The sequence below is a fragment of the Vibrio neptunius genome (assembly GCA_019339365.1).
GTDB classification, from domain to species: domain Bacteria; phylum Pseudomonadota; class Gammaproteobacteria; order Enterobacterales; family Vibrionaceae; genus Vibrio; species Vibrio neptunius.
On record CP079860.1, the window covers coordinates 1177078 to 1199817 of the forward strand.

Consider the following 22740-nt stretch of genomic DNA (forward strand, 5'->3'; position numbering starts at 1 on the left):
TATACAGAGGCTTAAATCAAACGTTGAGATATACGTTTTTCTTCTTCGATTTTCGGGCTTTCATTGAAATTTTAACAACAAGCTGTTTTTGTTTAGTTGAAATGATCTGCTTAGTTAAAGCTTTGTGGTGTAAGTCCGTGATAAAATTTTTTTCCCAAGGTGTAAGGCAGTCGAACTTCAATAAAACAATGTCATTGAGTATATTAAACAGCTCGTATTGATTTTTATCCATTCGAGGGCTTCGCATTCAATTAGAACACTTGGTTAGAGAAATAACGTAGAGGCTTTCTACGTCCTCATTTTTATCTAATGTCATGATTTTATAAGAAATCTTGCTCTCCAATAAAGGCCTTAGCTCAATGCTGTTACAAAAACTAACAGCGACCTTATCCACTAGGCTGTCAATATTTAATTTTTTCCTTTTAGCAAAAATAAGAGTGACGATATTAGCTTCCGACTGAGCCTCAACGAGTGTGAGTGAGCCTAACTCAATTGGTAGTTGGCTTGAGATAACGGTCGCTCTATAATCGGCGAGCCAATGAGATTGTATTGGGTTTGTCTGGCAACCGTTAAGCATGGACACTAACGAAAATATTGCAGTTGCTCTAAGCATTGTGCCTCCCTTTTGGCTTGGCTACCTCACAAGATGTATTAAAATATTTATGGACATAGCCTGAATTCATACAGGATAAAAGAGCACTGTAATTGAGATTAAATTTAACTTTTCCCCACGAATAATGATCTATTCGAGGATTCAATAACCATATGGTCGCTGGTTGAAGAGATGATGTTTTCTCCTTCCAGAGCTTGAAGCCCAGAGACACAAACATCTTGACGACCTAATGCAAGAATAGCTTGCGAGGTCGTCCCTCTGTCTTGAAAGTTTATCTTTTCACCAAATGCATTAGCTCCTCTGGTTCCCCAAGGTAAAGTTGGTTTGATTTTGGATTCAATCACTTCAGCGGTCAAAAGGACTGTATCGGTATACAAACCTTCAATCTTTTCTTGCTCTAAAGGCTCACAACCTAGGAAAATTGCCTCGCCTATACGTAGGTTGTTTATTCGAGTTCGTGCGGTGTTATTCAGCGCCCAATTGATAGAAGCTGAATTCCCTCCTGAGACAATGGCGAGATTTATTCCAAATACCGCTTCAATTCCATCTGCAAGATCAGAAAGAACCTTCATATTTTGATGATCAGGAGCCACACCATACCTGCAGGCTAAGTTCCCACCAATCCCTAATATTGTGATGTTCGGTAAAGAGATAATCTCACGGATAAAATCAGCAACGCGATTCGGCATCAAACCTTCCCTGAGGTCACCTAGTTCAACCATTATAATGATCTCATGATAGCGACTCTGTCGTTTCGCTATATGCGAAAGCCTTTCCACTACGCCTACTTCAGAGATTAAACTCACGTCGCAGTACTTTATCACGCTGACAATTTGGTCCTGCATAGGAGTACGTATCAGCATTTTAGGGGCAGCAATACATGCTCTCGTCATCTTTTGCAGGTTTTCGATTCTTGAATCGGCTAACATTGTTGCTCCTGCATCAAGTAGCACTTGAGCAATGACGGGATGGCCTAGGAAAACTTTTGTTACAGGCGTCACTGAGATATTTTTCAGCGATAGCTGAGTAATCAGGAACTGAGCGTTATGGTGAATTTTCCCACAATCGATATCGAGTCTAGGGTAGTTCACCCTTCTTCGGCCAGTTTACTTGCTAACGGAGGGAAAGCTGCCAATACGATTTGCACTAGATGTTTGGCAGGCTGTGATAACGCATCAGTAACGGGTAGATCAAATTCAGTGGTGTACCAGTCTATAGCATTGAGTGTTTCATCCCGAGACATGCCTTCATGATTTAGTGTCAGTCCAATAACACTGGTATTAGAAAAGGTTTCGATAAGGTTTATTTCAGAGGCAACCGAAGGCATTGGGCAATCAGGAAAGTCACTGCGATATAAGCGATTAGGGGCATGTTGTAAGATGACGCCAGTTGGGCAGCTACCCCGCAAGATAAAAGCGCTGGTAGAAAAGGCAGGGTGACTTAAAGCCCCTTGCCCCTCGATGATAATTATATCCGGACTTTCCGTGTCATAGGCTTGCACAATGACTGATTCCAACTCACCAGCGCAAAATTGAGCAGGAACAGCGTCAAGTGCCACACCGTACTGCGCTCCTTGTATAATACCGGTCTGGCCAGTCGCTATCAAAACGACATTTAGCCCCTTTTTAGTCAATTCATTAGCCAGAATGGTGGCAGTTGTTCGTTTTCCTAGCGCGCAATCCGTGCCCATCACGGCAATTCTTGGACATTTAACTCTGTGTATCTTCCCGCTAAACGTTTGTAGTTCGGCTTTATCCTTGGGTTTACGAGTATCCAATATTCGAACGTTGTGCTTGATACTTGCCGCCAAAAATACAGGGTCGTCGCTAAGAAACTCATGCAACCCATTCACAACATGCATTTTCAGCGACATAGCGTTCAAAAGGACACTTTTATCTAGGTCAGATAAAAAACCATTTGAAGGGGCGATGCCAAATATAAAGTAGTCAGGGATTGTGTCCGCCTGAATTAAAGCTTCCTCGATGCTACTCACGATGGGAATACCATTGGCTTTGTTATCCAGTACTTCACCAGCGTCCAGACCTGCCAGTTCACTATCGATAACTGATAAGATACGATAACCAAGTGAATGTCTTACTAGCCCATTAGCGGTTTTGCCATCAATCCTACCGAAATTACCTTCACAATATATAATCGCCGAGGGGATAACGGGTTTAATTATATGAACAAGTGATGTTGTTTGACTCTTGGTTTCGATCTCTTCAGCTCTAGTAGACTTGAAGAGATTTCTTAACTTTTGTTTTGAAATTGACATAATTAAAGCCTTGTATTGAGGCCTAGGAGGGCGACTAAGGAGTGCCGAGATGCAAGTTCGGAAAAGAAAAGAAGCCCCTACTAAGCGGTAGGGAGAGAACCCAAGTTAACACACTTACTAGACTTTTGTTGGTTATTTTTAATACGCTTTTGTGACTATCACTTTCAGACTCAACCCTATCTAGAGTGACTGACTAGATATAAGGCGCATTGTTCAACGCCAACTTGGTGAATGTGAGTCTATAACAAGCGTTATCGACTGGCCTTGTAGTTCTTAAGACCGATTTTATTTAGTGGGCTTACTGTAGTAGCAAAGTATTCACATAATGACATGTGTATAGATTGGTGTCGTCGCTACATCTGAGTGGTCTAACAACTCTTAACCTGTGCGGATATTTTGCCCAGAACGAAACAATTCAGTTATAAAGCGATGGTGAAAGTATGGAAGGATAAAGATTTCTGCTTTTTGTACAGCACGTGTTAAAGCCTTTTCTGTTTAAGTCGCTTATGAGTTTGCAGTTTTTACGATTGAGACGCTTTCCGCTATGATGGGTTTCGAAAAAATGATGTTTTGATAAGTCGATGGCGATGATGTTTGTTGAGTCAGGATTCTAGCCATATTGAATGGAGCTGACGCAGGGCTCATCGCCATATTAAATGGTCGAGGAAGTATTTCATCGACTTAATGTCATCTTGTATGGACAAGGAGAGTGAATGTTTAGAAATAACCACATTCATTATCAATTTAAGAAAGGGGAAGTGATTGCCACTCACCTCCAAACCAATAAATCGGTCACTAAACGGTGCGAAGCATTGGCACATCCGAGGACATTAATGGGTAATTTTTATGAAATTGACCATTGTGTGAAAGTGATGTCTAAAGAAGTGTTCTCAAAATCTATCTTTGATAAAGCACCTATTGCGATTGTCCAATTATTCGGACCATCTGATGGCGGCTACACGAATGTGGAACTTCGAGCATTTAGAGAAGTGATGTTTGGCTCAGGCATTCGTGACGTCTATTTTCCAGATTCAACCTTATTACTTTCGGGCGTAGATATGATCAATAAGAACTACACCTGCTTCGAAGATTAGAAGGGATAATTGGTAGAGCCAGTTATTCAGCAGTAACTTTGCACGCGTTTTATTTAAATGAAAAGGCCCTTTCGCTACAGAAAGGGCCTTTTAGTATTGATTCTATCTGCTAGATGAAATAACAGACGTCCCTATCTAATCCATGCATCTTGTGCTTTAGCCGGTTTGCCTTTGCGAGGTTGACCACTCAGGTAGTAAGCAAGGCACAATAGCGCTACCAGTAAGCCAAAAAACGCGATTAAACTCAGGTGGATAATGGTATCTAATGCTTGCTTTGCGCTGATTTTGTTGGTGACTGTCAGCGTAATACGACCGTCGTTGTGAGCCACGCCTAAAATGGTCACTTCGATATTTTGCTGTGCGGCTGCGGTTTGTAATACCAGCAGTTCTTTTAGCTGCTCGATGCGGTTGTTTGCATAGTCTCGGTCTAGCTTAGAGCGCAGTGTGATCACCTTGGTCATGTCCTGATTATTCTGTCCAACCCAATCAAGAGTGATAGACGCTTGTTCAAGAGGGGAAAGTGCTAATGATGCTTTGGCTAATTGCCATATCTCATTTTTCAAATGGTGCAAGCTTGAAAAGTAATCATCTTCTCTGTTTGTTACGGCCTTATCCTTGACCAGTACTACCCCTTGAAGTGCTTCTTGCCAGCACAATGAGGTATCACAGGTACTGGTTGTTGCTTCCTGCCATAGCACCCCAAATTGTTGTTTAAAATCGGTGCAGATATCAGTTAATTTAGGGCTATTGAATGATGGATTTCCAGCTTGATGACTTTCTGTCGATGGAGCGTCGAGGGGGCAATACTGTGTGATGTGCTTGGCGATCTTTTGTAAACTTTCAGGCGTAAACATATTCATTTCTCTGCGCTCGCGAATACGGTCATAGCCTCCAATATTATAATTATATCCGTAGCGGAGACCTAATCCTTTACTTATTTCTGCCAGTGATACCAGATAGTTGTATACATTTTGCGGCATCTCGGGTGCAAAGTCAGGTGCGTTGGTAACAAACTCTATATACGCATCTATGACCGAAGCATTAGGGGTAAATTTAAAATCTCCTTCAGCTAAAGGGTATGCGAATTGTTTGCAGTACACCAACCTGTTGTTTTTATCGTGGCTATCCAAACATAGGCGCGGCTGAGTAATAGATAGGTGATCACCAAGTCTAAGCTCGTTTGTTGGCCAGTCAGAAGCGCTGTTAATCTGATAGGAAGAATGATTGTCTAAGATTGCTAGGCTAGCCTCTCGCCATTCAAAATGGGTATTGGCGCCAATGAAAAAGGTACCAAATAACAGGCCTATCGCTGCAGCGATGTATCGTGGTTTTTTCTTAACGGAATCTTGCTCCGAAATGGTGTTCAAACCGATACGCATAACAGCAGATTGGCTCTGCTCTATTTCAAATTGAACATCACAATCTAAAGCTACTGTGTTTTGCCATTGGTTTGGTATCCAAGCCTCCTTGGATTCGCCATTTGGCGCGATGAACACGATCCATGTTTTATTCTCTTTCGTGGTTGTTGCGATGATTTTACCAAAATATCGTTTCACTGACAGAGTGGTAGGATCGGGTTTGGGCCTTTCCATTATGAGCAAGAGTAGTGTCGCACTACAAAAGGCAGCGAGAATCACGGCAGAAACCCAATTTGGCCACAGGGTGAAGCCAAGATCAGTGATGCGTAAGAAAATACCGATGGCAGCGATCAGCAGCACTGGCACAAGCAAGTTGTAAAAAGGCTTAGCAAGATGGAGATAGCGCGCTTCAGTGGGCGTCACAGGGCGTTCAGATTTGAATACCGCAGGTTCTATTGGCGCATTGTCTTCTGATGTTTGTATTAATGTCTCAGGCTTTACTTGCCCATCTAGAAGGCTATCTTGTTTATCGGAGTTCGATGATTGATCCAAAACGGTTTGCTCTGAAGCTAATTGGTTTTCTGAGCGAGCGTTACTTACCTCTGTATTTGGCGCTTCGGTCAGGGTGTCATTAACCTCATCGGCAATGCGATAATCGTTCAGACCAAGTACAATGAGTATATCGTCGAACAAAACTACGTCGGCACATATTTTCCCCTCTTCGATATAGTCTATCGCTTTTTCACTCATCATGATGGGATAATTAGCCAGTGCTAAAGCATACATATTCTCGCCTTTGCTATCTTCAGAGGGAATCGCATGAATTTCAAACGGTTCATCAATGCAATATACCTCTGAAGAAGTGACTTCCAATTCCCAAAGTTCGGAGATAGCGGAGCGCTCTTCTTCAGAGAGAACGGTATCTCGTCTATTGCTAAATAGCTTTGCTCTTTGCTCTTTTATAAGGTTTTTTTGGTTCTGATATGAGAAAAAAAGTCGTGATGGCGTACAAAAGTAGACCGATTTTAACTATTATTAAAAACTCTTGCATGAAAGGTAAACCTTGACTGTTATCGAGTTGCAGTCCAAATGACTAATCAAAAAAATTTGCTATGTATAATCTCACTGTTTGGCCTGTGTTGTAGGATTTATTGCAATAAACGTGATTTTCTGCGGAGTTTATTTGAGTACATGTCGAATATTATTTTCCTCTACATAGAATTAGCCTTTATTGATAGTTTTGATTTTATTTTCTTTGATCGAATACATAGTGAGTAAATTGCTCAGGCAGTAACTGAAGATGTATTGCTTTCCATCCCAATGGTTTGAGGCAATCGAAACTCAATGTAACTAACTGAAAATCAGCCACTGTTTAACAATGCTTTCCAATTCTACTCTCTTTTATTTGTTGTGATTAAACTGGTGTGCGGCAGTCAAGGTATTATATGTTTAAAGTTTTATTTTTAGGTGATACCTAAACGTCAACTTCATCATAAAAATGCGTTAATTTAAACTTAATTTAAACTTAAATTAACTTAAATGTATATTAAAATAAAGCCATGAAATCAGGTATAACACCAGATGTCATTTATAATAAAAGATACACAGTTAAAAGTATTTCCAACAACGGTCGCACAACAAGTAGCAGGCTATATCCCATTTCCAGTGCAAGATAATATTATCTTCGATCAAGAATCTTTGTTGCCAATCGGCTTATTGTCGTACAGTAGATTTGATGATGAGAGCACGGATGAAATATTAATCGCGATGCCTAATATTCAAGGGATATTTGATGGTGACTACCCTTTTGTCACTTATTCGTTGACGAGTGGCGGTTGGGTGCTAGATGACGACTATTCAGATGCACTAGAGTATAACCTTGAAGAACACTACTCTGACTACTACCGGAAATCGGCGGTGTTTTATAGAGAAAATGCATATCTAACTCATGACTTGGCTTCTGGGGCTAAAGTGCCGTTGTTCGAGCTAGGAGGGCAGCCACCACTGGGTGAGAATTGGGATGCGATGCTCTACGATGAAATGGAAGATAACCCAGAGTTAGATCACTATCATGATGTTATGGATGACGAAAGTGGTCCTGATTTCGAGCGAATGAGCACAAGAGAAATGACATATTTTGATGAGGAACTCGGTAAGGAGTTTGTTTTCTTGGGCACATTCAGTTTTGATACCTACTTAGATGGTGTTGGTGAGGGCATTGTCTTCTATCAACCCGAACTGAAAAAAGTGATGGTAGCAGCAGAGTTTTCTTAAATCCGTAATACTCATTCAAAGCCAGCAAGCATTTAAAGGTTCACAATGCTTGCTCTCGTCATCCTATCTAACCACTTCTTTCTCAATGGTGCTAGCGGCCTTGGCTAGCTCATTTCTACTTCACTCGTTGACTCCCATGCCTATAGACCAACGACGAAAACAAACATAAACCTATTGGATAACATTCTGCGCAGAGCGTTTGAACTCAAGCACGGTCGACATTTAACATTCAGTTCCGAAAATGACGCATCTTATTTGTCTTCCGTTGTTAGCATCGACTTGAACTTAATCATACAAAAGCAACGGGAGTATAAGACATGTTCAAGAATCTGCATGAAATGGTAGAGCCACTTGTTATCGGCAATGTGTGGGATGTACCCAGTGCGAAGATCGCCGAGAACGTCGGGTTTTCTGCCATAGGCACGTCGAGTGCAGCAATCGCTAAAAATCTCGGTAAAGAGGATGGAGAAAACATCAGTTTCGAACACCTTTTATCGCTTGTAAAAGCAATGGTCACCGCGACAAAATTGCCGTTGACCGTCGACCTTGAATCTGGTTATGGAGCGACGCCTGAAATCGTAGCAAACAATATTATTCAGTTAGTTAATGCTGGTGTGGTTGGCGTCAATATAGAAGACAGTGTCGTGATAGATGGTGTAAGAAGTCTGCGTGATAGCGCTCTATTTGGTAAAACGTTACAAACAGTTAGAGAATGCATTCGCAAAGAGGGTGTTGATGTTTTTATTAATGTTAGGAGTGACGTGTTCCTACTCGATGTTGAACAGCCGGTCTCAGCAAGTATTGAGAGAATTAAGCGATATGAACAGGCGGGGGCTGATGGTATTTTCCTACCAGGCATGAATAAAAAAGACGATATTAAAGCGGTTGTCGATACCACCTCACTACCCATAAATGTGATGTGTTTACCGGGATTACCTAATTTTTCACAACTGAAAGCACTAGGTGTAAAACGGATAAGTATGGGCAATTTTGTCCATGAGGCTATGCTTACGTCTTTATCTTCTATCTTACTCTCAATTAAAAGCGAACAGTCTTTTGAAGCATTGTTTGCCTAGCCTAACTATGTTTCAGCCAGGACTGGCTGAAACTTAATTCTCTCTTTATCTTCTCGCTAGATCAATCAATCTACATTTAATGGTTGTCTATAGTTTGTTCTCGCTTGTTCAACACAAGGTTTGAACGCTGTGATTATTTTCAATAAGCCCTTCTAACATCAGTACAATTTGTTAAAGTACGTCTCGGCCGAGGATTGAAAAATACCTAATAGTCACAGGAATAGGGTATTGGTAATAATGGTACAGAGCCAAGCACTCATTGACTGAATGATAAAGGTTGTAATAAGGAAAATCAGATCATGCGCTATATTCGCCGTGCTATCTATTCATTAGGTTTGGTAGTTTTTTCTGCAAACGCTTTTGAAGGAGAGAGTTTTCAACATAAAGACTGGTATCTAGCTTGCGATAATACAGGCACCTGTAGGGCGGCGGGTTATTCAGACATTGGGAGCCTGAACCCTGTAGCGGTGATGTTTACCCGTGAAGCCGGTCCTGCAACTCCGATAACGGCCAAGGTGTTTCTGGGGGACTATTATGATTTCGAACATTGGCCCGAGCAGATCAATCTTTATATCGATTCTCAAGATTTGGGGCCGATAAAGCATGACATCCTAACCGCGATGCAGGTTCAGGCGATTCTTGCGGTGGTGACCAAAGACGCACTTATCGAAATTGGTGATGGGCAATCTAACTGGGTGTTGTCTAGTAGCGGTGCCAGCGCTGTGTTTCGCAGAATGGATGAATATCAGGGCCGACTCAAGACTCCATTTGCCATTGTCGCAAAAGGTCAGCGTGCTGAGTCTAAGGTCAGTCGAGCTGAGGCTGCTCCCAAACTGGTCAGTGTTGGCGGCGATGCAGAAATGAAATCGCTTGATCCTGAGTCTGAGCAGTATGAAAGATTACTGCCACAACTGCGCGCTAGCTATCAGGTTGTGGAAGATGAGCTCGGTTGCCATAGGCTGTTTGAAGAGACCCCGTCTATCTCGATTGCCAAGCTTAACAACGGTCAGTCGTTAATTGAGGCATCCTGTTGGTTGGCCGCTTATAACTATGGTTCAAGTTATTGGTTGTTGGCTGAAGGTAACGAGGCGCTACCTAAATATCTCAACATCTCCGGCAATGAGTATTCGCAAGGCATCGTATCTTCCGCTCATAAAGGCCGCGGGTTGGGTGATTGTTGGAGTTTTGAAAGTTGGTTGTATGATGGCGAAAAAATGGTTCGTTCAAGCGATAGGAACACGGGTTTGTGTCGCGGTATTGCCGCAGGAGGCATAGACTCAATGCCTACCTGGGTGAGCGAAGTGGTCTTCGCACAAGATTCGAATAAATAACCATGTTGTTATGACGCAGGCCAAGTTAGTCAGTGTTTTGAGGGCCTTGGGACTAAGGTTGTACCAAACCCTCATTTTAAGAGGTGCTTTAAACTTAAATTCATATTTATGAATATTCACATTTATTGTCACGTTCGTTTTAGTTGTTTGAGCGTGCTCATTGCGCACTTTCCACCATTTAACTTGGCATCATGGCTGTGCTATTTGCCTTGCTAACTTCTCACGTTAAATACAGTCCACGCCAAGTATGTTAATGTTCAGCGTTGAAAAATAGCACAACAAATCCTTCAAACTAGGATACATCAGCGGCATAGCATAAAACTCTATGGTAAACATTAAGGAGACTTTAGTGCTCTAACTCATTGGCGAATGAAAAACTGCTGCATGACCTTGTATACAAGATCTGGCTGATCTTTATGAGCTTCATGGCCCGCAAATGGTAAGTTAGCAAACGATGGGTGCTTTAGTCGACTTACGAGTTCCAATGCCGACGAATGAGGGAAAAGGAAATCATCGTCACCTCGAATGATTAGCACGTCTCCTTCGATGTAATCGATAGTGTCACCTGGGTAGCCCGACACACTGGTATCTGTCCACATTTTGACAATGTCTGCGACGAACAAGTCAAAGTTTGCATCGGGTTTTAACTGAGTAAACAGGCGGGACGAATCAGGGAATTTGTCCCTCCACCTCTGTCCTGTGACACCAGACAATAAATTGTAGAGAGTGGATCCCGCCTTTAACTGAAAATCTGCTCCAATTGTGACAAGCTTACTGATGCTTACCGAGTTCGATGCCATCAATCGATAGCCAATGACACCACCGTCACTGAACCCAAGTACAGCGGTTTGATGAATATTCAAATAGGCGAGAACCGCAATCACATCTTGTTCTAAGCGTTGATATGTCAGCTCTCGACTGCCCATCGTAGAGCGACCATGGCCGCGACTGTCAATTCTGATTAATTGAAAGTGCTGCGATAATAAGGGCACCAATTGATCAAAATCCTCAATGCTACCGATTCCTCCATGGAGCATCACTAGGGGAGGTTTAGTGTTATCTCCGACAATATCGAAGTAAATGAGTGCATCGTCAATTTGGAGATTTTTCCGGTGTTGTATGGTCCAGTTCGTCATGTAAATATTCCCACTTTGGTTGGATGTCTTCAGCGTTACTCAGCAAATCTTTAGGCAGGTAACGGTTTAGCTGACTAGAAATATAACCAATGCGGGTGACAAGGTTTGTCAGTAGCCAATCCCATTTTCGCTATCCACTAGGTCATGGCTCAAGTATCGTTAGCTCGGTTGAATAACCAGAAAAATCGCGACCGCAGCCAAACTCGCTCCAAAGCTACGATTGATTGCCACCATCTTCCTCGGCGACTCAATAAAGCGAGTCAGCATTGAGCCGAAGTAGGCCCAGATCAACATACCAATAACACCTGTTATTACCATCACCCCAATAATAAAGACGACCTGAACGACATAGTTGCTGGCTGGCGAAACGAATTGGGAAAACACCGTGATGGAAGCGACCCAACCTTTTGGATTAAGGATTTGTACCATTATGCCAGACAAAAAGCCGGACTTTTTCACACTGGCCTTGTTGTCGAGATCCATATTCGCAATCCCCCACGCCATATAGAGTAAATAAGCCGCACCAAGCCACTTGAGGGCCAAATAAAGAGTCGGATAGAGAGCCAGTAGCCCAGCCAGTCCGACACTCGCTCCCGTCAGAATGGCGATCACACCAACGGCGTTACCGACAATAAAAGGTAAGGTCGCGCTCACTCCATAGCGGCTGGAAAGACCAATCAAAGCGATATTACCCGCGCCTGGTGTCATAGAAATTGATACTGCGAACAGCAGAAACGCTGTCATCAACTGAGCACTCATTGCTCACTCCCGTAAAGTCATGGTTTCAATATGAGACTCAGTCTAACGATATTGGTAGGAATAAAATTGCTATTTGGGTTATGGTAATAATCAATTTGAGCAAGTAATTTCTGAAAATACTATGAAAAAGAAAGAATTCACCAATGTTGAGTTAGATAGTACTGATTTTTCCATTCTTGAACGTATCCAGCGAGATGGTCGCATCAGCAACAGCAAATTAGCTGAAGAGGTCAACCTCAGCGAAACACCATGTTGGCGACGTTGGAAAAAAATGGAGCAAGAAGGCTACATCGAAGGTTATGCTGCAAGACTCAACCGTAAAAAACTTGGTTTTCAGGTTTCGGGTTTCACTTTGGTCACACTGGGAAGTCATGAAGTAGAAAACACGGACCCGTTTGAGGACTATGTGGCGGAATCAGACTGGATTACCATGTGCCACTGCATTGCTGGTGGGGCAGATTACATCGTACAGGTAGTAGCAAAAGACTTAGATGAATACTTTGAACGGATCAGTTCTATACGACGAGTTAAAGGCGTGAGCGCCATTCAGTCCAACGTATCGGTTAAAGAGATTAAAAGTACATTCCAACTGCCTTTAAATTAAAGGCGATTTTACTGGTCGTTAGATCCAAGACCATTGTCATAGAGGGGCAACTTCGGGTCGTAAGGGTATAAATGGCGACCACTTATACCCACTGCCTTCAAAAAGAGTCAGCGGTTTGCTTTACACAAATTCAATCGTGTTAACCGCCGACATCGTTGAACCATTAAAACAAGCATCATAGGCTAAAATTCGTTGGGTTCTTTGTACAAGACACATCGACTCGATTAAGTGTCCGTTGTTTTTTTTATGCTGCTTGCTTCAATATTCTCTGCGTCCGATACTTTGCAGCATCCACCTCCTTTTAGAGGCTTGCGGGAAAAAATAATGCCAATAGCCAGCATCGCAATACAACTCAGAAAAATCATGATCGTCAGAATTAAAGTCATAAAACCATCTCCTGTTCGTCGCGTCTAAACCCATGTTCCTCTTATTGATGGTATTTGCAATGGTTGTTTTGTAACCACTGATGAACTGATCGAAAGACTTCTCGCAATATTAGCTAGATACCTGATTTTTACCTGCTACCATGCCTCACGCAGTAAGATTTCAGGGAATCACGTGGCGACTTTGCGTTGAAAACCGTCATAATGCCCGATATTGATTGAGACAATCTGGCCAAAGAGCCATTGTCATAAGTGTTAAATAGGAATGTGCTTGATGCGTAAATCAGATAAGAAGACTGAAAATCAAATTAGAGAAGTGTTAACCGAAGTTTGTGAAGATACGTTAAAAAGCTACGATGGCTTTCTTTGGGTGACCCATACGGTCAAATACGCTTCTTTTCCTCAGAGCTTAGAAGTTGTGTGCGTATTCGACACGAAGCAAAATAGAGCTAACTTCTTAGTGGGAGAAGGCCCGCAGCATGTCTCACTCACTATTCAAAATGCATTCAATAAGGTTGGCGTCCGGATGAAGAGCGTAGACAAGCAAATACGCTATGATACTCAGGAAAACGGATAGTGCTCGCTTAGCTGGCTGTTGAACTGGATTGCTGTATACAGGAGGCTGGTTTGAAATTCGCAAGAGAATTCGAATGTTCAAGTTTTTCATTCACCCCAATAGACATTGGTGATGCTAGGTGTTTGCTAGCAGCAGTCGACTCAAAACAATTTCCTAAGGCGCTGCCTTTAGCAAGGATTAAAACACTGCATCAAGCTGAAGCTTGGTGCTCAAAACGTGCTTTAGAATGGGAGAGGGGCAAATGTTATGTTTGGAGCTGTCGCCGATTGTCTCATTCCCAAGTTATTGGCCAGGTTACGCTGCTTCCTCAGGGGGATCGTTTGGCTTTAGCCTATTGGGTTAATCCGCAATTCTGGGGGCAAGGTTGCGCAACACAAATGTGCAAATCACTATTCGCACATCTTGGCCGTTCAGGTTATCGAGGCAGTATTTGGGCAGGTGTTCATGGCTGGAATATTCGAAGCGCTTCAGTGCTAAAGAAATTGGGCTTTGAACAGATAGTGTCTAGTGATGCAAATACATTGGAGTACAAGATAGCATTTTTATGCCAAGAAACGCGCTAAGCTTGATTCGAAACCTACCTTTTAATGTCGCATTTGCTAAAACAAGACTGCTTCACAACGAGCAAGTTGGTCTTTACGCCTCGGCGGAAACATATAGGGGGAACAACACAGCGCTGTTCTTCTCAGAAGGGTAATTGCCGTGGTTTACTTGTCTCTCCTACTGGATAGCAAACCACGGCAGCGGATGCCAAGTGGTCAACAAACGCCACTTACGCTCCTTTAAAGCATTTTAGACTCAAATTGAATCAAAATTTCAGCCAATATTTATCCGGAATATTTCGCGTGTCATCGGATAAATTGGGGTTGGGGATATTGAACACGCGACGCTGTTTCATTTGTGCTTGTTCAAAGGTTTTCTTTACTAAGTCTGAGTTGTTGAAAAATTCCACAAAAGATCCATCTTGATAAGCTTTTTCAAAACCAGAATTCAGGAGATCAACAACGGCTTTGTTCTCTGCGGTCGGTGAGACGAACAAGAACATCGGGAATTTGTAAACCAGCATCAACTCACTATCGACGACTAAGTTTGGATACTGCTTTCGTTGTGCCAATTCACTGTAGGGTTCAATGACGGCTCGAGGAAACAAGTCCGCGCGGCCAGCGTCGACGATTTTAAAGATGCTCTCAAAACTGGGGACTTCTTTTACCTTAAACCCTCCGGCTGAAAGTACGCCGACATCTGCCCAACCTTCGCCTTGAATCATGCTAAGTTGTTCAAGTTCCGCTTTGGTTGCTACATTCGATAACTTGGCTTGTGTGGTTTTATTGGTAATGAAGATTCGATGTCCTAGTAAGCCTCGAAAAACCGGGTAACGAATTGGCACAAGTTGGCTTTCGAGTTTCTTATCGGCTCCCAACCAATCAATGGTCATTTTCCCCTCTTTGAGCAACTGTACTTTTCTCGATTGGGAATCGACTGGGCGAGAATAGGGCTTGATGGTCACTTGCTGCCCTGATTTGTTGGCAAGAAAGCCAATCAGTTCGATGGCGTATTTGTCGAGATCTGAACCATCACGTGGGATCGGGTGAACAATTTCAACTGCCGAGATACTTGTTGCCGAAAACAGCATCAAGACAGCATAAAGTCCGTTGCGAAATAGTGTACTCATCAGACATTCCTTTTTTGTTTGAACACTATAAAACCTAGTCAACAAATTCTTTATGTCAAAGTTGTCAATTGTGGTTTTCGCGCACGTATAGAGGCATATACTCTAGGAGGAGAGAAGAAGGCTCAAACCGCGCTCTGGGTGAACCGCGTCAACAGCGCGAGAGGTAACCATCTGATGTTGAGATGTTTAAGGGTTTAATCAAAAAAGCCAGTTCGCTCCCTAGTTGTGAGTTGATTTTCAAGGGGCTTAAAGACCGCGTACTGACTAATTTGAGTGATGACTGAGTGTCAAACCACGCTCTAAGCTGTCAGTGCGGTATTTGCTTGGTGTCTGATTAAACATTTTCTTGAAAGCGTATATGTAGGCGGAGTCAGACGCGTAACCTAATTCGATAGCAATTTCTTGAATACTCTTGTTTGAACTCAACAATTGCAGAGATAAAACCAACCGAATGTTTCTTCGCCACATTGCAAAGGATTGGGCAAACTCTTTTGCGCATAGTCGCGACAGAGTTCGCTCAGAAGCCCCTACTTTTGTTGCCCAATCTCGCAGTGTGAATGACAAATCAGGTTGCTGTTTAAGCTGGACAAAAATAGATAAAAGACGTTTATCTGTAGGAATGAGCAGGGGTATCTCGTAGCAGCTTGCCAATGCTATTTGATCTTGCAATACCATCAGCAAATGGGTGATGTTGGATTCGGACTGTGCGCGAGTACCGTTGTCAAACAAAACGAGTATCAACTCTTTTATGAATGGGCTGACAAAACAAGATTTCGGTTGAGCGCCATACTGAATGAATTTGTCTGGGTTAAGATAAATCGCTAGAAATTGAGTATCGGTAATGGCGATGGACTTGTGAACTGTGTTAGCAGGGATGTAAAGCATGCCATTGTGAGGCACTACCACACACTTCCCCCTATATCCGATTGCAATAACCCTTCAATAGGAAAGATGATTTGATGCCATGAGTGGGTATGAAAGTCATCAACGTAGCCTGAACTCATCGCCGTTGTTTTGGTAATGAATTGCTTCTCAGGAAATTCTAATATCAGATCGTTGGCTTGCATAGTTGTCTGTTTATCTATATCGGTCGTCGGGTAGTATAAAGTGCACCATATCGATTTGATATAACATCGTCAGCCAATCGTCAAACACAAGGCTGAAAGATGCATATTCACTTTATTATTCATGAATATTTCGAACCCCCAGGTGCCTATGAGGTTTGGGCAAAAAGTCACGCTCACACCATTACCTATTCTCGGTTATACCAAGGTGAAACGCTTGTTAATGATGTCCAAGATATCGATTTTCTGATTGTGATGGGCGGGCCTCAAGATCCAGTGACAACCACTGAACAATGTGCTCATTTTGATTCTAAAAGGGAACAGGAAGTGATTCGAAACGCCATTGACGCTGAAAAAGTGGTCATTGGTGTCTGTTTAGGGGCGCAATTGATAGGTGAAGCTTTAGGAGCCCAATACAACCACAGCCCAGAGCCTGAAATTGGTAAGTTCCCGATCACGCTAACCGATGCTGGCTTGGCACACCCGCTATTTGACCATTTTGGCAAGGAGCTAGAAGTAGGTCATTGGCATAACGACATGCCAGGTGTGACCACTGATGCACAAATCATTGCCCATAGTGAAGGGTGTCCGAGACAAATTGTGGCGTATAGTGAGCGAGTCTTTGGTTTTCAGTGTCATATGGAATTGACTAAAGATGTCGTCGCATTGTTGATTGACAACGATGATCTCAGTCAAGCGGCAAGGTATCGATTTGTCGAGGAACCAGACGTATTACTCAGCCACGACTATGAAGAAATGAACCAAAAATTACACGAGTTTTTAGATAAGTTACAAAATGTTTATCTATCAAAGCCCTAAATAACGATGTACTCGTTTTTAATACAAATACGGCTCTTCGGAGCCGTATTTGTCCCCAGTGAAGCGCATTAGATGGGCCATAAAACCACACGGCATTGTAAACATGTATAGCGATGTGGTTTATGGCGTGTAGACCAAACAATTAGCTACTGGGTTGGTTGTTAAGCAAGGATAGGTTAACTACAAGAATTGTGCGTCAACCATTTATCCACTTGCCCCTGATTTTGCTCCAACCAGCTTTTTGCTGCGTCATCAACCGACATTTTTTGATAGTCAACTAACATCGCGGCCAGAGCGATTTGTCCGTTATCCAGTTTGAACGAGTTAATAATATCCGTTGCACATTGAGATTTTTGATTGAGTTTATTTGAAATGGCGATTTTCAGCCACCCGCCAGCTGGGTTGCCACAGTCCCATTTGAAATTTGGGTTAACACCCCATGAGGCTTTTTGCTCGCACTGTTCATCGTATTTGGGGAACTCAACAAACTTTCCAGGATATTTTGCTTCAACCCAGTTAGGAGACCAGTTAAAAATGAGTAGCGGTTTTTTCGCGGCAATATATTCATCAATCTTGGCATTGATTTCTGCCCCATCTTTCAGTGTTACGACATCAAACTTGAGGCCAAGTGCTCTGATCCGCGCTGCATCTGGCTTCTCCCAAGGCCCTGTATAGTAAAGCCCTAGTTTTCCACCTTCCGCAAACTGTTCATGGCAGCTTTTCAGGGCATTCCAATCCGGTAGCCCGGGGCAGCTCTGCTCAACATAATCAGGGTACCACCAATCCTCTCGTGTGGTTGCTGTATGAGTCCCTCCATCAACAATGTTGCCCTTGTCGATGAGTTGATAAAATTTTGATGCCATTGAGCCTTCCCACACTTCAACTTGTACATCAGCTTCATCGTGAGAAAGTTTGTACCACTGCGCTCGCGCATTCGCATCAACATACTCGATGGGAACGCCCTTTTGACTGAGTAGATCCCCAGCACTTTGGTCAATACTTGCTGGCTGGTCCAGTCAAGAGAAAGAAGCCTTACGGGTTCACCGCTGTGTGAGCTGAAAGATAACCCTGCAAGCGAACAGGCTATCAACGTACGTACTGTATTCATAAATGTTACCCCTTCCAGATTGACTCTTATAGTGAAGGAGGTGATAGCAAAATTTGCAAGCAAGACCACTATCGAGCTGGTTGCTGATGATAAGGTTAACCGTTGAACGGCATTTTTATTATTGCTTTGTGAGTCCCGTTTGCGTATTATGCGCCCGCTTATTCAACTATCAACTAACTGTAAAGGAGTAAAAAATCATGACAAATACATCATTATCCTTTGCAGGTCTTGTCCTATAAGTAGCAGGAAGCTCTCTCATAAACCCCTTTTTTAAGGTATTCGCTTTCTTATAAAGCTACGCCCTAGTCAACTGACCTGCCAATACGTTTTTCGTTTTAAATCCTATTTAAAGGTATTGGTACTATGGGCAAATCCGTCCAAAAGATCACTGAAAACGTTAGCCTTATTGCGTCTACTGATACGTGGATTGAAGGGCTAGCAATACAACAACTGATTAAAACATCAAAATTAGCAGGCATGCAGCAAGTTGCTGGTATGCCGGACTTGCACCCTGGAAGAGGTTATCCAATTGGTGCAGCATTCTTTACAACCAGCAAAATTTACCCGGCATTAGTGGGCAATGATATTGGTTGTGGTATGTCGCTTTGGCAAACGTCAGCAAAAGTATCCAAGGTTAACTTAGATAAGTTAGCGAAGAAGTTTGGGCATGTCGAACAGCCTCTAGACGATAGCTGGGCAGAGCACGTTGCCGCGAGAAAATCAGAAAAAAGCATTACCACGAATGCGTATGACTATGCACTAGGCACTATCGGTGGCGGTAACCATTTTGCCGAGTTTCAGGCGATTGAAGAAGTGTACCAACAACAAGCTTTAGATGAACTTGGGTTAAACAAAAAGCATCTACAGCTACTTGTGCACTCTGGCTCTAGAGGTCTAGGGCAATCGATTTTAGTCAACCATATAACCACCCATAATCATGACGGCATCGAAGTCGGAGACGCGATTGGTAATTTCGCAGATTACCTGCAAAAGCATGATGAAGCGGTGCGTTGGGCTGAGCTAAATCGAGAACTTATTGCCAAGCGATTTCTTGACGCTATTCGTGCCAAAGGAGAGTGCGCTCTGGATGTGAATCACAATCTAGTTTCAGCCAAAGAAATTGAGGGCCAGCAAGGTTGGTTACACAGAAAAGGAGCGACTCCAAGCGACAAAGGCTATGTCGTCATTCCAGGTTCACGCGGAGATTACAGCTATTTAGTCAAGCCCATTGAAGGTGCAGATAAAAATATGGCAGTCAGCCTTTATTCACTCGCCCATGGCGCTGGCAGAAAGTGGAAACGCGGGGAATGTCATGGCCGGTTGGGGCATAAATACAAGCGCGAGGACTTATATCGTACCGCTCTTGGCAGCCGTGTGGTGTGTGGTAATAAGGAACTTCTTTATGATGAAGCACCGCAAGCGTATAAAAATTGTGAAACCGTCATTAACGATATGGTTGATGCGGGGTTAATCGAGGTCGTAGCAAAATTACGCCCCGTGTTAACGTTTAAAACCAATGGAGAGTGTTCATCATGATATTACTCCAATTATCGTCAGGACAAGGTCCTATCGAATGTTGTAAGGCCATTGGTTTAGCGCTAAAAGCGATTGAAAAAGAATGTCGCGCTGAAAACATAGAGCTGGATGTCGTGGATATCCTTGCTGCCGATGATAAGGATTGTTTCAGATCCGTATTGCTAAAGCTGGATTCACCATTTGAGGAGAGAGCCAAGCAATTGGCTTTCTCTTGGCAGGGCGCCATGTTGTGGGTGTGTCAAAGTGCCTTTCGACCTAAACATAAGCGTAAGAATTGGTTTTTCAGTGGCCAAATGTTCGAAGTCGATGAGTCAAGCCTAGATAGCGGTGTAACGTATCAAACGTGCCGGGCATCGGGGGCTGGTGGTCAGCATGTCAATACAACCAATTCGGCGGTGCGTGCCACTCACACGGAAACAGGTGTTTCCGTGCGGGTTGAAAGTGAACGTAGCCAACATGCCAACAAACGGCTAGCCAGAGCCTTATTGTTTCAAAAACTAGAAATGATGAAGCAAGAGCAAATGACTTCTCAAGAAAAAGCACGTTGGCAACAACATCGGGAGCTTGAACGGGGCAACCCTGTAAAGACATTTAAAGGCGAAAAGTTTGTCGCTGTGACAAGAAAAAGTCGCTAAGCCCAAATCAACAAGGATTGAATATGACAAACTTACTTTTTATATGCAGTCGAAATCAATGGCGTAGCCCGACAGGAGAACAAGTGTGGAGAAACCACCCCAAAGTCTCCGTAAGGTCAGCTGGCACGAGTCCTAAAGCACGCAAGACTGTATCTGTTAAAGACATTCAATGGTCTGACATTATTTTTGTGATGGAAGAAAAACACAGAAGTCGCTTAAAGTCTCAGTTCACTCGACTTTTAGACTACAAAGACATTCATGTGCTCGATGTTCCAGACGAGTATCAGTATATGGATGAAGAGTTAATTGAAACTATGAAGCAATCGGTTAGCAGCTATTTAGGAATAGCTGCACCATAAAACCCACAAATTATTAGAGGATAGAACAATGTAATTCCATCAAAGCACAGCAAATGAGTAATCTCGCAAGCCACAAAAATGCGGGAGAACGTGCTGTGCCTATTTCAATGACAGCTAAGCAAGTGGCTTAGTGTTAGTTAAATAGACATGGAGTTATAACATGAGATTTAAATATCCTCGCACCCCTCATTTACCTTGGTCACCGGGTGCTACAAAGGATGATATCTACCAAGGCGTTTTAGGTCACTTTGAAGGTAAGACAGTCGTTGTTACTGAAAAAATGGACGGCGAAAACACCACCTTGTATTCAGATTACGTGCATGCTCGCTCTATCGATAGCCGCTTTCACCCATCGAGAACGTGGGTTAAGGCTTTGCAAGCTAAAATCGGATATCGGATTCCAATTGGATGGCGTATTTGTGGTGAAAACCTCTATGCAAGACATTCAATTGCTTATGACGCGTTGACTAGCTATTTCATGGCTTTTTCAGCATGGAATGACAGAAATGAATGTTTAAGTTGGCAAGAGAGCAAACTATTTTTCGAACAGCTAGGGCTGGAAACACCAAAAGAACTCTACCTGGGGCTTTGGTGTGAAGAGACGATCCGCAATATTGATTTGGATATTGAACATCAAGAAGGTTATGTGGTGCGAATTGCTGACCGCTTTCACTTTAATGAGTTTCCTCAGTGTGTGTCGAAATGGGTGAGAACTGATCATGTGGTCACGGATCAACACTGGATGCATGCTGAAGTGATACCTAACGGACTAAAAGATACGACAGGAGGCGAAGGTGAAAAGATTGAATAGATGGCTAGAAAGCTTAGCCTTAGATCATTCGCCTGATTTCGCAGAGTGCAGGTCATTTTTAGCGAGCTATTTTCCGTTGTTGAATGAGTTTAAAAACACAGAGCAAGATAAGGAATGGCACGCGGAAGGCAATGTTGCTATTCATACAGACATGGTGCTACAGGCGCTGTATGCCTTGCTATCTTCAAGGGCCACGCATATCCAAGGAGCAGAAAGACAAGTCCTAATTTTGTCGGCCTTGCTTCATGATATTGCTAAACCACTCACGACTCGACGGAGAGACATTGCAGGTGTTGAACGAGTGGTAGCGTCTGGGCATGAAGAAATAGGCGCTAGCTATTTGGCAACGCGTTTAATGGAGTTACCCCTTGCTTACAAGTCTGTAATGCAAATTATGGGGTTGGTCGGCTTTCATCAAGTACCGAAACTTTTGGTGGTTAAAAACCAAGGCTATAGTGATTACTTTCGTTTATCTTTAAATGCTAATTTGGAGCTCTTATATTGGCTTGAACAGGCTGATATGAAAGGGCGAACGTGCTCTGATTTAGATAAACAAATTGATTTACTTGAACAGTTTCGATTGTTTGCAGAAGACTATCAGCTTTGGGGTATCGAGGATCCTATCGAGTTTCATCTAAGAAAAATACAGCTTAAATCTTGTCAATCTGAGCAGGCTTTTCTAGATGGTTATGCCATCCATCAGCTTTCGCATGGGTATATTAGTACGGTTGAACAGGCAATAGCGAAAAACTATGAGTCATGCCAGCATTACAGTCATTTATACCTGATGTGCGGCATGAGTGGCAGTGGTAAATCTACTTGGATCGAGAAGAACTTAGAGGGCTACGACGTGATCTCTCTTGATGAAATTCGCAAAGAGCTAAACGGAAAACGTGACTGCCAAAAGAATCGAGGGCAAGTTTTACAGCTGGCCAAAACTCGATTGAAAAAAGCGTTGGCAAATAAGCGCAACGTGGTTTGGGATGCTACCAATATCCGCAAAGATTTCAGAAATACTATCTGTGAACTGGGTGAGAACTATGGAGCGTTAATCACTATGGTTGTTTTCCAACTTAAGGAAAGTAGCCTCCGTGTGAATAACCGCAATCGCCAATATGCGGTGGGTGATGAGGTAATCTCTAGCCAACTGACCAAACTTGAATGGCCGTGGCCAACTGAAAGTCACCGATTTTTGGTCATTGGGGAGAATGGCTCAGAGTTATACAGAAAAGGGACCTTTAGTTAATATCTTGCCT

At 42.9% G+C, this 22740-nt stretch carries 18 protein-coding genes and 4 pseudogenes; 13 read left to right on the plus strand and 9 right to left on the minus strand.

Annotated features, from left to right (window positions below; translation table 11 throughout):
* Positions 1-247 precede the first annotated feature (247 nt).
* The 3 genes and pseudogenes from KW548_22050 to KW548_22060 all read right to left on the minus strand — a co-directional run bounded on the left by KW548_22050 (position 248) and on the right by KW548_22060 (position 2888).
* A complete protein-coding gene (locus KW548_22050) occupies positions 248-613 on the minus strand; it encodes a GspS/AspS pilotin family protein (GenBank protein ID QXX08327.1) in 366 nt (121 codons plus the stop codon).
* A pseudogene (locus KW548_22055) lies at positions 606-1704 on the minus strand (alanine/ornithine racemase family PLP-dependent enzyme). The gene KW548_22050 and the pseudogene KW548_22055 overlap by 8 nt, the downstream one beginning before the upstream one ends.
* Entirely contained in the window at positions 1701-2888 is a 1188-nt protein-coding gene (locus tag KW548_22060; GenBank protein QXX08328.1) for a DUF1611 domain-containing protein, read from the minus strand. Before KW548_22060 ends, KW548_22055 begins: the two are co-directional and overlap by 4 nt.
* Positions 2889-3601: 713 nt before the next feature.
* Here KW548_22060 and KW548_22065 point away from each other — a divergent pair.
* Positions 3602-3982, plus strand: a complete 381-nt coding sequence (locus KW548_22065; GenBank protein QXX08329.1) for a hypothetical protein — start codon at positions 3602-3604, stop codon at positions 3980-3982.
* A gap of 131 nt (positions 3983-4113) precedes the next feature.
* Here the strand turns inward: KW548_22065 and KW548_22070 are convergent.
* A pseudogene (locus KW548_22070) lies at positions 4114-6391 on the minus strand (hypothetical protein).
* Between the two features lie 530 nt (positions 6392-6921).
* Between KW548_22070 and KW548_22075 the strand changes: the two are divergent.
* From KW548_22075 to KW548_22085, 3 genes are all read left to right on the plus strand, one after another.
* On the plus strand, positions 6922-7614 hold the full coding sequence (locus KW548_22075; GenBank protein QXX08330.1) for a hypothetical protein: 693 nt from the start codon (positions 6922-6924) through the stop codon (positions 7612-7614).
* A 317-nt stretch (positions 7615-7931) separates the two neighbouring features.
* Positions 7932-8690 carry an isocitrate lyase/phosphoenolpyruvate mutase family protein gene (locus tag KW548_22080; GenBank protein QXX08331.1) on the plus strand — a complete coding sequence of 253 codons (759 nt, stop codon included), beginning with the start codon at positions 7932-7934 and terminating at the stop codon, positions 8688-8690.
* A gap of 299 nt (positions 8691-8989) precedes the next feature.
* Complete coding sequence (locus KW548_22085; protein QXX08332.1) at positions 8990-10021, plus strand: DUF1176 domain-containing protein; 1032 nt, start codon at positions 8990-8992, stop codon at positions 10019-10021.
* Positions 10022-10380: 359 nt separating this feature from the next.
* Here KW548_22085 and KW548_22090 read toward each other — a convergent pair whose 3' ends face one another.
* Positions 10381-11157 carry an alpha/beta hydrolase gene (locus KW548_22090; GenBank protein QXX08333.1) on the minus strand — a complete coding sequence of 259 codons (777 nt, stop codon included), beginning with the start codon at positions 11155-11157 and terminating at the stop codon, positions 10381-10383.
* A 159-nt stretch (positions 11158-11316) separates the two neighbouring features.
* A complete protein-coding gene (locus KW548_22095; GenBank protein ID QXX08334.1) occupies positions 11317-11916 on the minus strand; it encodes a LysE family translocator in 600 nt (199 codons plus the stop codon).
* 121 nt (positions 11917-12037) lie between these two features.
* Between KW548_22095 and KW548_22100 the strand changes: the two genes are divergently transcribed.
* From KW548_22100 to KW548_22110, 3 genes are all read left to right on the plus strand, one after another.
* On the plus strand, positions 12038-12520 hold the full coding sequence (locus KW548_22100; protein QXX08335.1) for an Lrp/AsnC family transcriptional regulator: 483 nt from the start codon (positions 12038-12040) through the stop codon (positions 12518-12520).
* 657 nt (positions 12521-13177) lie between these two features.
* Entirely contained in the window at positions 13178-13480 is a 303-nt protein-coding gene (locus tag KW548_22105) for a Fis family transcriptional regulator (GenBank protein ID QXX08336.1), read from the plus strand.
* Positions 13481-13530: 50 nt separating this feature from the next.
* Positions 13531-14043 (plus strand): GNAT family N-acetyltransferase, encoded by a 513-nt coding sequence (locus tag KW548_22110; GenBank protein QXX08337.1) that lies wholly within the window; start codon positions 13531-13533, stop codon positions 14041-14043.
* A gap of 245 nt (positions 14044-14288) precedes the next feature.
* On the opposite strand, the gene KW548_22115 is transcribed toward KW548_22110, so the two are convergent.
* Positions 14289-15152, minus strand: coding sequence for a hypothetical protein (locus tag KW548_22115; GenBank protein QXX08338.1), 864 nt, complete (start codon positions 15150-15152; stop codon positions 14289-14291).
* Between the two features lie 264 nt (positions 15153-15416).
* A pseudogene (locus KW548_22120) lies at positions 15417-16219 on the minus strand (AraC family transcriptional regulator).
* Between the two features lie 99 nt (positions 16220-16318).
* On the opposite strand from KW548_22120, the gene KW548_22125 reads away from it, so the two are divergent.
* Positions 16319-17035 (plus strand): glutamine amidotransferase, encoded by a 717-nt coding sequence (locus KW548_22125; GenBank protein ID QXX08339.1) that lies wholly within the window; start codon positions 16319-16321, stop codon positions 17033-17035.
* A gap of 176 nt (positions 17036-17211) precedes the next feature.
* Here KW548_22125 and KW548_22130 read toward each other — a convergent pair.
* Positions 17212-18143, minus strand: a pseudogene (locus KW548_22130) (ABC transporter substrate-binding protein).
* A 363-nt stretch (positions 18144-18506) separates the two neighbouring features.
* Between KW548_22130 and KW548_22135 the strand changes: the two are divergent.
* The 5 genes from KW548_22135 (at position 18507) to KW548_22155 (ending at position 22730) form a co-directional block, all read left to right on the plus strand.
* The gene (locus tag KW548_22135) at positions 18507-19679 is read left to right on the plus strand and encodes an RNA ligase RtcB family protein (GenBank protein ID QXX08340.1); all 1173 of its coding nucleotides are present in this window, start codon (positions 18507-18509) and stop codon (positions 19677-19679) included.
* Positions 19676-20314: a peptide chain release factor H gene (gene prfH / locus KW548_22140; GenBank protein QXX08341.1), complete on the plus strand. Its 639-nt coding sequence runs from the start codon at positions 19676-19678 to the stop codon at positions 20312-20314. Before KW548_22135 ends, prfH begins: the two co-directional genes overlap by 4 nt.
* 23 nt (positions 20315-20337) lie before the next feature.
* Positions 20338-20673 (plus strand): phosphotyrosine protein phosphatase, encoded by a 336-nt coding sequence (locus KW548_22145; protein QXX08342.1) that lies wholly within the window; start codon positions 20338-20340, stop codon positions 20671-20673.
* A 160-nt stretch (positions 20674-20833) separates the two neighbouring features.
* Positions 20834-21484 carry an RNA ligase family protein gene (locus tag KW548_22150; protein ID QXX08343.1) on the plus strand — a complete coding sequence of 217 codons (651 nt, stop codon included), beginning with the start codon at positions 20834-20836 and terminating at the stop codon, positions 21482-21484.
* The gene (locus KW548_22155) at positions 21468-22730 is read left to right on the plus strand and encodes an AAA family ATPase (GenBank protein QXX08344.1); all 1263 of its coding nucleotides are present in this window, start codon (positions 21468-21470) and stop codon (positions 22728-22730) included. Before KW548_22150 ends, KW548_22155 begins: the two co-directional genes overlap by 17 nt.
* Positions 22731-22740 lie beyond the last annotated feature (10 nt).